The following is a 14,286-nucleotide window of genomic DNA, read 5'->3' as shown; positions in this document are numbered from 1 at the left end:
CCTAAATAAAATCCAGTAATTCCGTCGGCTGCCGCAAACAGGCCAACGGATTATGTTGTTGTAAAAAATCTTCGGTATGCGAACCGCATAATACCCCGACAGAAACAATTTGAGCATTGCTTGCCATTTGCAAATCGTGGACAGAATCCCCTACCATTAACGTCCGGTGTTTAGCTGTATTAGTATGATCCATAATTTCATGTAACATCTTAGGATCAGGTTTTGATGCGGTTTCATCTGCACAACGCGTCACGCAAAATAAATCGCGGGTATCGGTAGCTGACAAGGCTTGTTCCAGCCCTAGCCTATTTTTGCCGGTTGCCACCGCCAGCTGGTAACCCGATTGTTTGAGATGCAGCAGCATGTCATATACGCCCGGGAAAAAATCATCGCGACTTAATTGCTTGGAAAAATATTCCTGGCTGTAACAATCCACCAGTTTTTCCAGAATTATTTTATCGGCATCAGGAAACAAGGCTAGCATGGCGTGGTGAATACTCAAACCAATGACATTTTTAGCTTCTTGTAGTTCAGGAATAATAAAGCCACACACCTGCCCAGCTTTTTGTAAACAATGGGCAATCCAGTCTATGGAATTAATGAGAGTGCCATCCCAATCGAATATGATTAAATCAAACTTGTTGTTCATGTTGTAGCAGGCTTTGTAATTGCTGTGGCAACGGTGCAGAAAATGTCATAGGTTCACCGGTAGTAGGGTGCTCAAAACGTAAGGTTTCTGCATGTAGAAACATACGATTATAGCCTCTTTGTTTAAAGTTTTTATTCACGTCATTCAGTCCATAACGTTCGTCACCAACGATGGGATGTCCCAATGACGCCGCATGAACCCGTATTTGATGGGTACGGCCCGTTTTGGGTGAGGCTTCAACCAATGTCGCATCCGCAAATAATCGCAAGCGTCTAAATAGCGTTTCCGCTTCTTTACCCGCTTGACTAATCACTACCATGCGCTCACCACCTTTACTGATATTTTTCAGCAACGGCGCGGTCACCACCAGTTTTTTGCGTGCCCATTGCCCAGATAATAACGCCAGATAAGTCTTTTGCACCTGATCAGTCCGGAAGTATTCATGTAATTTGCGCAGTGCGCTGCGTTTTTTGGCAATAATCAGGCAGCCCGACGTATCCCTATCGAGCCGATGCACCAGTTCCAAAAAATGCGCCTCAGGTCGAATGACACGAAGACCTTCGATAATCCCCGAATCTATACCGGTACCACCATGTACCGCAAAACCTGCGGGCTTATTTAAAACGATAAAGCCCTCATCTTCAAACAAAATGCCTTGTTGTAAGGCATCACGTAAACTTTGTTTAACATACACAACATCGTTGGTTTCTGCGACCCTCATTGGCGGAATTCGGACAATATCACCAATAACCAGACGATATTTAACGTCTACACGGCCTTTATTTACACGTACTTCGCCTTTACGGACTATTCTATAGATATGGCTTTTAGGCACACCTTTTAAATAAGTGATTAAAAAATTATCCAGTCGCTGATCGCTATGGTTATCGGTAACTTCAAACAATTTAACTTGGCTTTTGGTGTTTTGAGTATCTGTATTCATAGTGTAAATAATATCAGCATCTGCCGAGAATTGATTGTTTAAATTGATGTTAAGCCATAAGGTTGTTATATTAGTTAGGCCTACAACAAAAATATAGAAGCTCTACGCCTATTTTATACATGGCGTATTTGAGCTACACAATGGAAGCCCACTTTTCCTGATTTATCGGATCAAGGGTCATTGTAAGATTTTCGGGTTAGCGTTCGACCCATGACGAACGAGATACAAATCCTGTTTAAGACAGAATTTACAAGCAAGACTGACAAAAAGAATATTTATTTGCTTAGCGCAGCTCGGGTTGCTACCACTGTTGCAACACACAGATTAAACACCCAGATGACGGCCATAATTGTGCCGTAAAAACCTAAGTTGATTGTGTTATTGGCCATACACAGAAATCTGTGTTGCATTATAGAAACAGCAATGCGCCAAAACCAGTCCCAATCAGTAAATCTGATCAAGGAGCAGGAAACTACAAGGATACAACATGAAAAGAATGCTTATCAATGCTACGCAGGCTGAAGAACTGCGAGTCGCTTTGGTAGATGGTCAAAAGTTATACGATTTTGACATTGAAATACCTTCGAAAGAACAAAAGAAATCCAACATTTACAAAGGAATTATTACTCGGGTAGAACCTAGTTTAGAAGCTGCGTTTATTAATTATGGTGCCGATAAACACGGTTTTTTACCGTTTAAAGAAATATCTCCTGCTTTTAGACACCCTCAAGACAATGCCGAAAATGATGGCCGTCGCCTGGGCATTAAAGACCTGATTAAAGAAGGTCAGGAAATTGTTGTTCAGATTGAAAAAGAAGAACGCGGCAACAAAGGCGCGGCGCTAACTACATACATCAGTCTGGCCGGTACTTATTTAGTGCTCATGCCCAATAACCCCAAGGCCGGTGGTATTTCAAGACGCATTGAAGGCGAGACGCGTGACGACCTGCGTGAAGTTATGGCCAATCTGGATATCCCCGAAAATATGGGCTTGATCGTCAGAACCGCAGGCTGTGGCAAAAGCGCTGAAGAACTGCAATGGGATTTAAACTATCTGGTGCAACTGTGGGAAGCCATTGAACGCTCTTGCAATGACCAAGCCGCACCGTTTCTGGTATTCCAGGAAAGCAACGTCATCATCCGCGCCTTGCGTGATCATTTACGCGGTAATATCGACGAAATTCTGATCGATAATGAAGATGCTTTTGGCTTGGTACAAAAATTTTTAAAGCAAGTCATGCCGCACTTTTTGCCCAAGGCAAAACTGTATCAAGATGTCGTGCCCTTATTTAACCGCTATCAGATCGAATCACAGATTGAAATCGCTTATGGCCGTGAAGTGTCACTACCTTCCGGCGGTTCTATCGTTATCGATCATACCGAAGCCTTAACCTCTATTGACATTAACTCTGCCCGTGCTACCAAAGGCAGTGATATTGAAGAAACCGCGCTAAATACCAACCTGGAAGCCGCTGAAGAAATTGCCCGTCAACTTAGACTGCGTGATTCAGGCGGACTGTTTGTTATCGACTTCATCGACATGATGTCCAATAAAAATCAGCGTGCTGTTGAAAACCACCTGCGCGAAGCGTTAAAAATTGACCGTGCACGCGTACAAACCAGCCGCATTTCGCGCTTTGGTTTACTGGAAATGTCCAGACAGCGCATGCGGCCGTCTTTAGGCGATTCTACTCAACTGCCCTGCCCGCGTTGTAAAGGTCAAGGCACTATCCGTAATGTGGAATCAGTTGCCCTTTCGGTGCTACGCATTATTGAAGAAGATGCCATGAAAAAAGGCACCGAAAAAGTGATTGCGCATTTGCCGATTGAATGCGCCACCTTTTTGTTAAACGAAAAACGCAGTGCCATAGAACAAATCGAAAACCGTTTAAAAGTTAGTATCGTTATTTTGCCTAGCAGACACCTGGAAACACCGGCTTACGACATCGAGCGCATCAAGGAAAAAGAAACCGGCCCTGAAAAACCCAGCTATTTGCAAATTAAAGCCGAAGACATTACCGTTCCTGAATTTGCACAGCAAATAAAACCCCGTGTTGAAAAAGCCGTTATTACAGAATTTTTACACGATTCTCCTGCGCCAGCGCCAATGCAGCACAAAAATGAATCCGCAAGCCTGATTAAACGCTTTTGGAACAAGCTGGTAGGCGCTCCCAGCGAATCTGAAGTCGGTGATATATCGGTTGAAATTACTTCGCCTAGCGATGTACCCGCCGAAACGGTTAGCGAAACGCACCAGCCCGACAGAAATCGCAACAACAGGCGTAACCAGAAAAACAAGCGCCAAAATGATCGCAAAGAGCGTCCGGCTCCCGCACAACCGCAATCACAGCCAACCGAGCAAGCAGCCCCTCAGGAAAATCGTCCACCGCGCCAACCTAGAGAACTGGGTAGAAACGTGCGTCGTAACTTACCGTCTGCCGTTCCGGAAACCATAAAGCCGGAAGCCATAAACCATGAGACGATTCCTGCTCCCGCACAAATCCCCACGCAGATTTCTGGTACTGAAGAAGTTGTCCACACCATAGCAACGGAAGAAGTAACAACTGAGCAACAAGCCAAACCCGCTAACGGAAAAAATAATACCCGTAGAGGCCCAAACCGCAGACGGCCACGTAATCCCAATTACAAAAAACGCGATCCTAATGACCCCGGCTTTAACGGTGAAACCACTCCTTCCGAAGAAGGTGCATCCGAAATAAGCTCAACATCCAGTAATACTTACGCCGCAGGTTTTGCAGAAAGAATGACCAAAACCGAACCTGCTGAAGCACCGAAAGCTCCGGCCGCCGTAGCATCGCCGTCACCAGCGCCAGTGATTACAGAATCTGCACCTAAAACCCATGAAGACTTTCATCATAATAGCGAAACTGAATCATAAAACGCATTAGACAAAACTGATTTTATTTATCTTCTCTTTTATATCTTTGGGTATAAAGGAGAAGATTTTCAGTACGGGATAACATTAAGAACATCAATATAGCCCAGCAGATATAAGATTCGTTACCTTCAAGCTAACGTACTTTCCCCACGTCATCAAGCAATAACCTCTCGGCACAAAAATACAAAACATTGAGATATAGCCCCTATTGATATATGATTATCCATATATCAATATATACAGACCTATCAACTCATGACCCCTGCTCTACTCTTTAAATGCTTATCCGATGACACGCGCTTACGTTGCGTAACGTTGCTACACAAAAAAGGCAAGCTGTGCGTGTGCGAACTAACCACCGCACTGGATGTATCGCAGCCTAAAATTTCCCGGCATTTAGCGCAATTGCGCCAATGTGGTTTATTGCTGGATAGCCGAGACGGCCAGTGGGTGTTTTATCAGATTAATCCAAAACTGCCAGACTGGGTTTATCCGATTTTAACGAACGTGTTAGCCGCCGCTGAAACAACCGAACAATTTCAACAAGATTTAACACGCTCTGAACACATCAAGTGTGATCTCATGGTAGAAAATCTATGAACGCATTGTTTAAATTCACTGCTTAACACGTACATCGCATCCCTACTTTATTATCCGATATGACTACAAGGAAATAATCATGACTCAACGCCCTCTTAATATCCTGGTACTTTGCACAGGCAACTCCTGCCGAAGTGTGCTGGGCGAGGCGCTATTTAATCACCTCAGTGCTGGCCGTTTCAAAGCCTATAGCGCCGGCAGCCACCCTATTGGCAGAATCAACAATGGCGCACTGGCTACCTTGGCACGCCATGGTTTACCGACAGAAGGCTATATCAGCCAATCCTGGGATGAATTCAACGATAAGCAGATCGACATTATGATTTCAGTATGCGACTCCGCAGCTGACGAAACCTGTCCGGTTTATTTAGGTTCTGCAATTCGTGGACATTGGGGGGTATCTGATCCTGGCCATGTTGAGGGCAGTGCTGAGGTTATCGAAGCGGCATTTGAGGCGACCTACGCTACCCTGGAAAAACGTATCCAGCAATTGCTGGCGCTACCGGTTGAAACCTTGTCTAAAACTGAGTTGACTCAAGCACTGAACAAGATCGGATCAGAAATCGTTTAACCACTCGGAGAACACTGTCCATGAATAAACAATGCCATAACACGTTGACTAACACTTCCAAACGCCTGGGTTTCGTAGAACGCTACTTAACGCTGTGGATTTTTATGACTATGGCAGGTGGTATCGCTCTGGGCTTTTTCGTGCCCAGCTTTACGCAATGGCTGAACCAGTTTCAATTAGGCACAACCTCTATTCCCATTGCGGTCGGCCTGATTGTGATGATGTATCCACCGCTTGCCAAGGTGCGTTACGAGGAATTGCCCAAGGTCTTCAAGAACACCAAAGTGCTTTTGCTTTCAATCACGCTAAACTGGATTATTGCCCCTACGTTGATGTTCGTTCTCGCCATTGTGTTTCTGCGTGACTATCCGGAATATATGGTTGGCCTAATCATTATCGGCATTTCACCCTGCATTGCGATGGTGTTGGTCTGGAATGAGCTAGCAGAGGGTGATCCGGACTATTGCGCTGGATTGGTGGCGTTTAACTCGACCTTCCAAATGCTGTTTTTTTCGTTGTACGCTTATGTTTTCGTGACCTTGTTACCGGACTGGCTGGGTATTGCTTCCGGCCTTGCCGTCCCTATTACTATTCTGGAAGTGAGCAAAAGTGTATTGATTTATCTGGGTATCCCGTTTTTCGGCGGTATGTTGACGCGCTTTTTTCTGGTTCGGCGCAAAGGTTTATCATGGTATGAAACAACCTTTATTCCCAAAATAAGCCCGATGACCTTAATCGCGCTGTTGTTTACTATTTTGGTCATGTTCTCCCTGAAAGGTGATTACATTGTGCAATTGCCGTTCGATGTGCTGCGTATCGCAATCCCTTTGGTCATTTATTTCATTATCATGTTTCTGGTTACGTTTTACTTGTCAGCTAAAGTGGGTGCTACTTATCCAGTCAGTGCGACATTAGCATTTACCGCTGCCAGTAATAATTTTGAACTGGCTATCGCCGTAGCAGTCGCCGTATTTGGTCTGCAATCAGGCGAGGCTTTTGCGGCGGTGATTGGGCCGCTAATAGAAGTGCCAGTATTGATCGGTTTAGTTAAGGTTGCCCTTTACATCAGACAAAAATACTTCATTCAACGCAAAGGAAAAATTTCTGTATAAAGGTGCAAATCACTTTTTTAAATCGCAGCCATCATTAAGCTTGCTGAATCAATCATACCAAAGCAATAAACGCCTTTAATAATGCAAGCGCATTGGCCATGCCTGTGTACAAATGTTGTTCTATCTCGGCCATGGTGATTTCACCTTCGGTTTTGCCAGCCCCCCAGTTAGCCACTACCGCAAGCGCTGCATACTCCAGTTCCAGCTCACGCGCTAAAGCCGCTTCCGGCATACCGGTCATGCCGACTAAATCACAGCCGTCTCTTTCCATGCGTCTTATTTCAGCAGCCGTTTCCAGACGCGGACCCTGGGTACAACCGTAAGTGCCATTAGTTACCAGTTTTACATTAGCGTTAGCCGCCGCCGTAATCAACTGCTCGCGCAATGACTGACTGTACGGCACAGTAAAATCTATATGGGTAACGGGGCTGAACTCATCGTCAAAAAACGTGTGTTTACGGTCGTAGCTGTAATCGATAATTTGATCCGGCAATGCCAAACACGCAGGCTCCATAGCTGATGTAATCCCCCCTACTGCGGCAACGGCAACAATGCCTTCGACGTCCAGTTGCTTAAGCGCCCACATATTAGCGCGGTAATTTATACGGTGCGGCGGTATGCTATGCGGATTACCATGTCTGGCCAAAAACACCACCTGCTTTTTGTTAAATTCCCCAGTGACAAACTCAGCAGAAGGCGAACCGTAAGGCGTAGCGATTTGCTCGTGCTTAATAATGTTTAAACCACTGATTTGCGTTAAGCCGGTACCACCGATGATTGCTATTTTTTTCACGTTCAACTCTTTGTTCTAAAATTCAGTCATTTTTTGATAATTATCTAGGTAGAGATGCAAGATTTTGCGTCTCTACGGCACAGCATAAATACCAGCGGCATTACGCAAATAACCTTTGTAATCCATACCATAACCAAATACGTAACGATTTTCTACATCTAAACCAACAAAATCGGCTGCAATAGGTTTTTGATGATCCAGTATTTTATTAACCAAAACCGCACTATAAACAGCGCTTGCGCCTTGCTCTAAACAATACTCCTGGATTGCCTTCAAGGTAATGCCTTCGTCAAGAATATCATCAACAATCAAAACTGTTCTATTTTTAATGGATACTGAAGGCTTAAGTACCCACTCAATAATCTGGCCAATAGTTTTGTTTTGATAGCGAGTTGCATTAATGGCATCAATCGTTAACGGCATGGTTAATCGAGTTAATAACTTACCCGCAACGACAATACCACCATTCATCACGCACAATACCAGTGGATTTTTATCCGCCAGCACGGTGTTAATCTGCTGAGCCATAACATCTAACGCCGCTTCAACCTGACGTTCGGTATGCAGTAATTGCGATGTTTGTTGGATTTGTTGGATTTCGTTAAGCATGTTTAGCCATGAGTTGATTGATAAGTACAACAGTCTGTTGCCATTTTTCAGTTTGCTGTAATTGTTCAAGATTGAGCGCCGCCCTGCCCCGCATGGCGTTTAAACGTTGTTCACGCACTGAGTTTTGGGTTATTGGCAGTGATTCCAGCACTTGTTCAGCCGCGTCCGAGTTATTACAAACCAACAACATATCACAACCGGCTTGTTGCGCCATCAATGCCCGTTCAACGAAACCACCTGCAAACGCCGCACCTTCCATGCTTAAGTCATCACTGAATACTGTGCCGTTAAAATTCAGTTGCTGACGTAACACTTGTTGTATCCAGAACGCTGAAAAACCGGCCGGATTAGCATCGACTTTAGAATACACCACATGGGCTGGCATGATGGCTTCCAGCCCTTCAGCAATCAATTGTTTAAACGGCAGCACGTCTTTTGCCATGATGCTGTCAAAATCCCGATCGTCTACCGGTGATGCCAGATGTGAATCTGCCGCCACTGCGCCATGCCCTGGGAAATGTTTGCCGGTAGCTGCCATTCCGGCACTGTTCATGCCTTTCCTGAAAGCACTGGCCAGTTTTGCAGCATCAACACATTCGGTTGAAAAGGAGCGATCACCAATAACCTGACTGATGCCGCAATCAACATCCAGCACAGGCGCAAAGCTGAAATCCACGCCAACTGCCCGCAATTCCGCTGCCATTAGCCAACCAGCAGGTTCTGCCAATTCGGGTGAATCTGCATAACAACAGGCCGCTGGCAAACGGGTAAAACCGTTTCTAAAACGCTGTACACGACCACCTTCCTGATCGACGGCGATTAAAATATCCCCCTGCCGTGCTGTCCGTATACTGTTAACTAACGCGGTAATTTGCTCGGGACTTTCATAATTTCTGGCAAAAAAGATAACCGCGCCGGTATTGGGGTGATTAATTATTTCACGTTCATGCTGCGTTAGCGTTAAGCCAGCAACATCAAGCATAACGGGGCCTATGGGGTATTCGATCATATTTTGGCTGGAGTAGAAATCAAGGGCAAAATAATGTATTAAAACTTCACAATACATTACATTTTTATGGGTTAATTGTAACAGGAAAATACTTTTGCGTAGTCAGCGCCGAAAGTAATAATCTAACCAACACTATCCAAATAGCGCTCCGATTGCATCTCAATCAATCGCGACACCGTACGTTCAAATTCGAATGAGCCATCGCCTTCGGTATAAATTTCAGTAATGGGCACAGCGGCACTGCAAATTAATCTGACCTTATGCTCATAAAGCGCATCTACCAAACTGACGAAACGCTTGGCTTCGTTACGCATGGCGGCGGTTAATTTTGGAATGCCCGCAATAATAAGTGTGTTAAATAAGCTGGCTATTTTAATGTAATCCGCTGCACCCAAGGGGTGTACGCACAACTCTTCAAAAGAACTGAGCGCAATATCTTCATATACCGCCGTTAAGGTAATACGATGGCCCCATACTTCCAATATCATGGGCTGACGGGGAACGCAGCGCGTTAAAGTATCATAATGATGTTGGATAAAAGCATTGGCGTAAGCATCCAATGGAAAGCAATAGCTGATTTTATGGGTATGCGGTTGCCTTAGACGAAAATCTTCTAGCGCCTGGAGCTCAATAATATCCGCTGCTTTTTGCAACACGGTAATAAAAAACAAAAACTGTTCTTTTAGCAAACCGCCCTGATATAAATCATTTGGATGCCGATTAGAAGTAATTACCACGATAACGCCATGTTCAAACAATGCGCTAAACAAGCGGCCTATAATCATGGCATCGGCAATATCGGTAACGTGAAACTCATCAATGCACAATACACGCACATAATCGCGCAGATATTTTGCTAACAGCAGCAGCGCATCAGGAATATTTTGTTGCCGACATTGATGAGTAAACGTGTGGACTTCCAGCAAAAAAGCGCTGAAATGGACACGGCGCTTTTGTGAAATAGGGCAAGCGTCGTAAAACAAATCCATCAACATAGACTTTCCGCGCCCCACACCGCCGTACAAATACAAGCTTTTACAAGGCTCTGGCCGTTTGGACAGCAACTTTTCCAGGCTAGATTTTTGCTCGTAAGCAATAGTAAGCAGCGCGTTATCCAAAAGGTTCTGGAGATGTTGCAAAGTGATTAGCTGGGCATCATCCGCGTGAATAGTCTGCTTGGCTACTCTGTCTTGATAATGCGCGAGCAGCAAGTTAGCGCTAATCGGTAAGTTGGGCTTTTTTAGCATGGATACAAACTATAACCAGGATTCAAGGTTCCAATAAGATTCAATTCCCCTCTTTGAAAAAGGGGAAAACTCATAACCGTTTATAGGGTGAATGCAATCAATTGAATCTTAACTGACCTTAAACAACTCAACCCGCCTTTTGATAGCTGTCCATTTGGTCAAAATTGAGATAGCGGAAGGTATCATCAGCTGTTGCACTAATCTGATTTGCATACTGCATGTATTCATCAAAAGTTGGAATCTTGCCCAAAATTGAACACACTGCCGCCAATTCAGCAGACGACAAAAATACATTCGCACCATTTCCCAAACGGTTAGGGAAATTACGCGTAGAGGTTGAGACCACAGTCGCGCCCTCTTTTACCCGTGCCTGATTACCCATACATAAAGAACACCCCGGCATTTCCATTCGGGCTCCGGTTTTACCGAATATACCGTAATAGCCTTCTTCAGTGAGTTGCTTCTGATCCATCTTAGTGGGCGGGGCTATCCAAAGCCGTGTGGGCAAATCGCCTTTTTGTTGTTCCAGCAATTTACCTGCGGCACGGAAATGACCAATATTGGTCATACATGACCCTAAAAATACCTCATCAATTACCGTTCCGGCCACTTCCGATAATGGTTTGATGTCATCGGGATCATTCGGACAAGCCAGCAACGGCTCTTTGATATCATCCATATTGATTTCAATGATTTCAAAATATTCAGCATCCGCATCGGCTTCCATTAATACCGGATTAGCCAACCAGTCTTGCATATGTTTAATGCGGCGTTCAATAGTGCGTACATCCCCATAACCCTGGGCGATCATCCATGTTAACAAACTAACGTTGGAAGTGAGATATTCACGGATCGGTGATTCATTCAAACGAATAGTACAGCCACCGGCAGAGCGTTCGGCAGACGCATCAGATAACTCAAACGCCTGCTCGACTTTTAAATCCGGCAAGCCTTCAATTTCCAAGATACGGCCAGAAAACACGTTCTTCTTGCCTTTTTTATCCAGCGTCAGCAAACCACTTTTTAAAGCAGCGTAAGGGATGGCATTAACCATATCGCGCAAAGTAATACCAGGTTGCATTGTGCCTTTAAACCGCACCAGTACCGATTCCGGCATATCCAATGGCATTACCCCAGTTGCCGCTGCAAAAGCCACTAAACCGGAACCTGCCGGAAAGGAAATACCGATAGGGAAACGGGTGTGCGAATCACCACCCGTACCGACAGTATCGGGTAATAACATACGGTTTAACCAGGAATGAATAATGCCATCGCCAGGCCGTAACGACACACCGCCACGGTTCATGATAAAGTCCGGCAGGCTGTGTTGCATGGCCACATCAATTGGTTTGGGGTAAGCGGCGGTATGGCAAAACGATTGCAATACCAAATCAGCCGAAAAACCCAAACAAGCCAAGTCTTTCAACTCGTCACGGGTCATAGGGCCGGTGGTATCTTGTGAACCTACGGTGGTCATATACGGCTCGCAATACGTATTGGGACGTACCCCGGCTACACCACACGCTTTACCCACTATTTTCTGTGCCAGCGTAAAGCCTTTGCTGCTGATCACGACATCGCCAGCACGTTTAAAGACTGTAGAAGCATCTAAACCTAAGAGTTTGCGGGCGCGGTCTGTTAAAGCACGGCCGATAATTAGCGGAATACGGCCACCGGCGCGGACTTCATCAAGCAGGATATCGGTTTTGAGTTCGAATTTGCAGATTTCTTGATTAGTATCATGGCGTTTAACAACACCTTGGTAAGGGTAAATATCAATAACATCGCCCATCGCCATACTGGTTACATCGCATTCAAACGGCAATGCGCCGGAATCTTCCATGGTATTAAAAAAGATCGGCGCAATCTTGCCGCCTATGCACACACCGCCTTCGCGCTTGTTAGGAATATACGGCATGTCATTGCCCATAAACCATAATACTGAATTGGTAGCGGATTTGCGCGACGATCCTGTGCCGACCACATCGCCGACATAAGCAATGGGGAAGCCTTTTTGTTTAAGTTCGTTGATTTGCTGTTCGGCGTTGGTAATGCCTTCGCGGGGCATTTTTAACATGGCTTTGGCATGTAAAGGAATATCAGGGCGCGACCAGGCATCCGGTGCCGGTGATAAATCATCCGTGTTAGTCTCACCCGTCACTTTAAACACGGTAACGGTTAATTTTTCCGGCACAACCGGCTTATTAGTAAACCACTCTGCATCTGCCCAAGACTGAATGACCTGTTTGGCGTAAGTATTACCTGCTTGGGCTTTTTCCTCCACATCATGGAAAGCGTCAAAAATCAGCAAGGTTCGAGATAAAGCCTGCGCGGCAATCGATGCCATTACGGGGTTATCTAATAATTCAATCAACGGCGCAACGTTGTAACCACCCAGCATAGTTCCCAATAATTCAGTGGCTCGTTCTGCGCTTAATATGGGCGAATTAACTTCACCTTTAGCCACTGCTGCTAGAAATCCGGCTTTAACATAAGCAGCTTCATCGACACCTGCCGGGATTCGGTTGGCTAGCAAATCTAATACAAAGCCTTCTTCTCCAGTAGGTGGCTGCTTGATTAATTCAACTAAAGCTGCTGTTTGTTCGGCATTGAGCGGTTTAGGTACGATGCCTTCAGCGGCGCGTTCGGCTACATGTTTGCGGTATTGTTCTAGCATGGGTTTATCCAAATCAAGGTATAAAAATAGAGCGATTGTTTAGTGGTTTTTGTGCTGCGGCTATTCCCTTCTCATACGTATACAGCATACCATTCATCATACGTCCAAAAGTGAGAGTTTGCTGGGCATATTGATAGGCATTTTCGCATAAATGTTGCGCAAATGGTTTATTGTCAATAAGCTGTTCGACCGCCTCTGCCAACGCACCAGGATTATTTGCCGGGCAAAGCAGGCCAGTTTTCTGGTGCTCAATCATTTCTGGCAAACCGCCAACATTGGTGGCTACAATATTTTTTTTCATTAAAAAGGCTTGCGATACCAAGCGAGTCTTGGCCTCGGTGCCAATGGAGGCAATGATAATCACATCAGCTAATGCCAGCCAATTTTCAATATCAGGTTTATAGCCCAAAAAACGAATACAGCCTTGGGTAGGGTATTTATTGGCCGCTTCCACTACTTTTTTCTTATAAGAAATAGAGTGTGATGGCGCTTCACCAATCTGGATACAGGTAATATTCTTGTGCTTGGCTAATAAGTGACGACACGCATGGATAAACTGCAATTGACCTTTGTCAGCGCGGATCATGCCGATATTGGCTATTACCAAATGATGCAAGGGAATCCCTAAGCGATGCCTTAATTTAGCGCCATCAATTTGTGGATGAAAACGCTTTTCGTCAACGCCGGCTTCAGCAACAAAAATTTTATCCTGGGAATTTAGACCAGATTTAATAATGTCGTCGCGAATCGCTTTCGCCGTCACTATAATACCGTTATTACCGTGTCGCCATATAAGGCGATTAAAACGATCGCTACGAATCGGATCAATAATATGTCTGGATCTAACTACCGGCAAGCCGGTCAGCCAGCGGATGTAAGCGCCATAAGTAGCATCTCGGCTGCCATGACAATCCATTATCTCAATGCCCTGAAAGTCCAAAAATCGCCGTAATTTCCGCAAGGTATTGACATTAAAAGCTCCTCTAATGGGCATTTGGTAGACAGGTAACGACTTTTCCTGGGCTTTTTCGACAATCGCAGCGCCCGGACGAGCGATTATCCAGGTTGGATGATTATGTCCATTAAGCCATTCAGTTTGCTCGACAATTCTTAATTCCTGTCCACCCCAGTGCATGGATGACTCTATATGGGCGATACGCATAATTAACCTCCACGA

General features: G+C 45.1%; 12 protein-coding genes. 4 read left to right on the top strand and 8 right to left on the bottom strand.

Annotation, left to right across the window (positions count from 1 at the left end):
- Window position 1 precedes the first annotated feature (1 nt).
- Window positions 2-649, bottom strand: coding sequence for an HAD family hydrolase (locus ACHZC4_RS05970; protein ID WP_394752913.1), 648 nt, complete (start codon window positions 647-649; stop codon window positions 2-4).
- Window positions 633-1,592, bottom strand: coding sequence for a 23S rRNA pseudouridine(955/2504/2580) synthase RluC (rluC, locus tag ACHZC4_RS05965; RefSeq protein ID WP_394752912.1), 960 nt, complete (start codon window positions 1,590-1,592; stop codon window positions 633-635). The genes ACHZC4_RS05970 and rluC overlap by 17 nt, the downstream gene beginning before the upstream one ends.
- Window positions 1,593-2,079: 487 nt before the next feature.
- Here rluC and ACHZC4_RS05960 point away from each other — a divergent pair, with 487 nt between their 5' ends.
- The 4 genes from ACHZC4_RS05960 (at window position 2,080) to arsB (ending at window position 6,774) form a co-directional block, all read left to right on the top strand.
- Window positions 2,080-4,491: a ribonuclease E/G gene (locus tag ACHZC4_RS05960; RefSeq protein ID WP_394752911.1), complete on the top strand. Its 2,412-nt coding sequence runs from the start codon at window positions 2,080-2,082 to the stop codon at window positions 4,489-4,491.
- A gap of 255 nt (window positions 4,492-4,746) precedes the next feature.
- Complete coding sequence (locus ACHZC4_RS05955; protein ID WP_394752910.1) at window positions 4,747-5,091, top strand: metalloregulator ArsR/SmtB family transcription factor; 345 nt, start codon at window positions 4,747-4,749, stop codon at window positions 5,089-5,091.
- A gap of 79 nt (window positions 5,092-5,170) precedes the next feature.
- Window positions 5,171-5,662, top strand: coding sequence for an arsenate reductase ArsC (locus tag ACHZC4_RS05950; RefSeq protein ID WP_394752909.1), 492 nt, complete (start codon window positions 5,171-5,173; stop codon window positions 5,660-5,662).
- Window positions 5,663-5,682: 20 nt separating this feature from the next.
- Window positions 5,683-6,774, top strand: a complete 1,092-nt coding sequence (arsB, locus tag ACHZC4_RS05945) for an ACR3 family arsenite efflux transporter (RefSeq protein WP_394752908.1) — start codon at window positions 5,683-5,685, stop codon at window positions 6,772-6,774.
- A gap of 52 nt (window positions 6,775-6,826) precedes the next feature.
- On the opposite strand, the gene ACHZC4_RS05940 is transcribed toward arsB, so the two are convergent.
- The 6 genes from ACHZC4_RS05940 to ACHZC4_RS05915 all read right to left on the bottom strand — a co-directional run bounded on the left by ACHZC4_RS05940 (window position 6,827) and on the right by ACHZC4_RS05915 (window position 14,271).
- The gene (locus ACHZC4_RS05940; RefSeq protein WP_394752907.1) at window positions 6,827-7,567 is read right to left on the bottom strand and encodes an S-methyl-5'-thioinosine phosphorylase; all 741 of its coding nucleotides are present in this window, start codon (window positions 7,565-7,567) and stop codon (window positions 6,827-6,829) included.
- Window positions 7,568-7,639: 72 nt separating this feature from the next.
- A complete protein-coding gene (locus ACHZC4_RS05935) occupies window positions 7,640-8,176 on the bottom strand; it encodes a hypoxanthine-guanine phosphoribosyltransferase (protein WP_394752906.1) in 537 nt (178 codons plus the stop codon).
- The gene (gene nagZ / locus ACHZC4_RS05930; protein WP_394752905.1) at window positions 8,169-9,185 is read right to left on the bottom strand and encodes a beta-N-acetylhexosaminidase; all 1,017 of its coding nucleotides are present in this window, start codon (window positions 9,183-9,185) and stop codon (window positions 8,169-8,171) included. The genes ACHZC4_RS05935 and nagZ overlap by 8 nt, the downstream gene beginning before the upstream one ends.
- A gap of 122 nt (window positions 9,186-9,307) precedes the next feature.
- Window positions 9,308-10,432, bottom strand: coding sequence for a cell division protein ZapE (gene zapE / locus ACHZC4_RS05925; RefSeq protein WP_394752904.1), 1,125 nt, complete (start codon window positions 10,430-10,432; stop codon window positions 9,308-9,310).
- 127 nt (window positions 10,433-10,559) lie between these two features.
- Complete coding sequence (acnB, locus tag ACHZC4_RS05920; RefSeq protein WP_394752903.1) at window positions 10,560-13,109, bottom strand: bifunctional aconitate hydratase 2/2-methylisocitrate dehydratase; 2,550 nt, start codon at window positions 13,107-13,109, stop codon at window positions 10,560-10,562.
- A gap of 13 nt (window positions 13,110-13,122) precedes the next feature.
- Window positions 13,123-14,271, bottom strand: coding sequence for a glycosyltransferase family 4 protein (locus tag ACHZC4_RS05915; protein WP_394752902.1), 1,149 nt, complete (start codon window positions 14,269-14,271; stop codon window positions 13,123-13,125).
- Between the last annotated feature and the right edge of the window lie 15 nt (window positions 14,272-14,286).

This window comes from Crenothrix sp. (genome assembly GCF_043729335.1).
GTDB lineage: Bacteria > Pseudomonadota > Gammaproteobacteria > Methylococcales > Methylomonadaceae > Crenothrix.
This window is presented reverse-complemented; position numbering and strand designations above follow the sequence as displayed.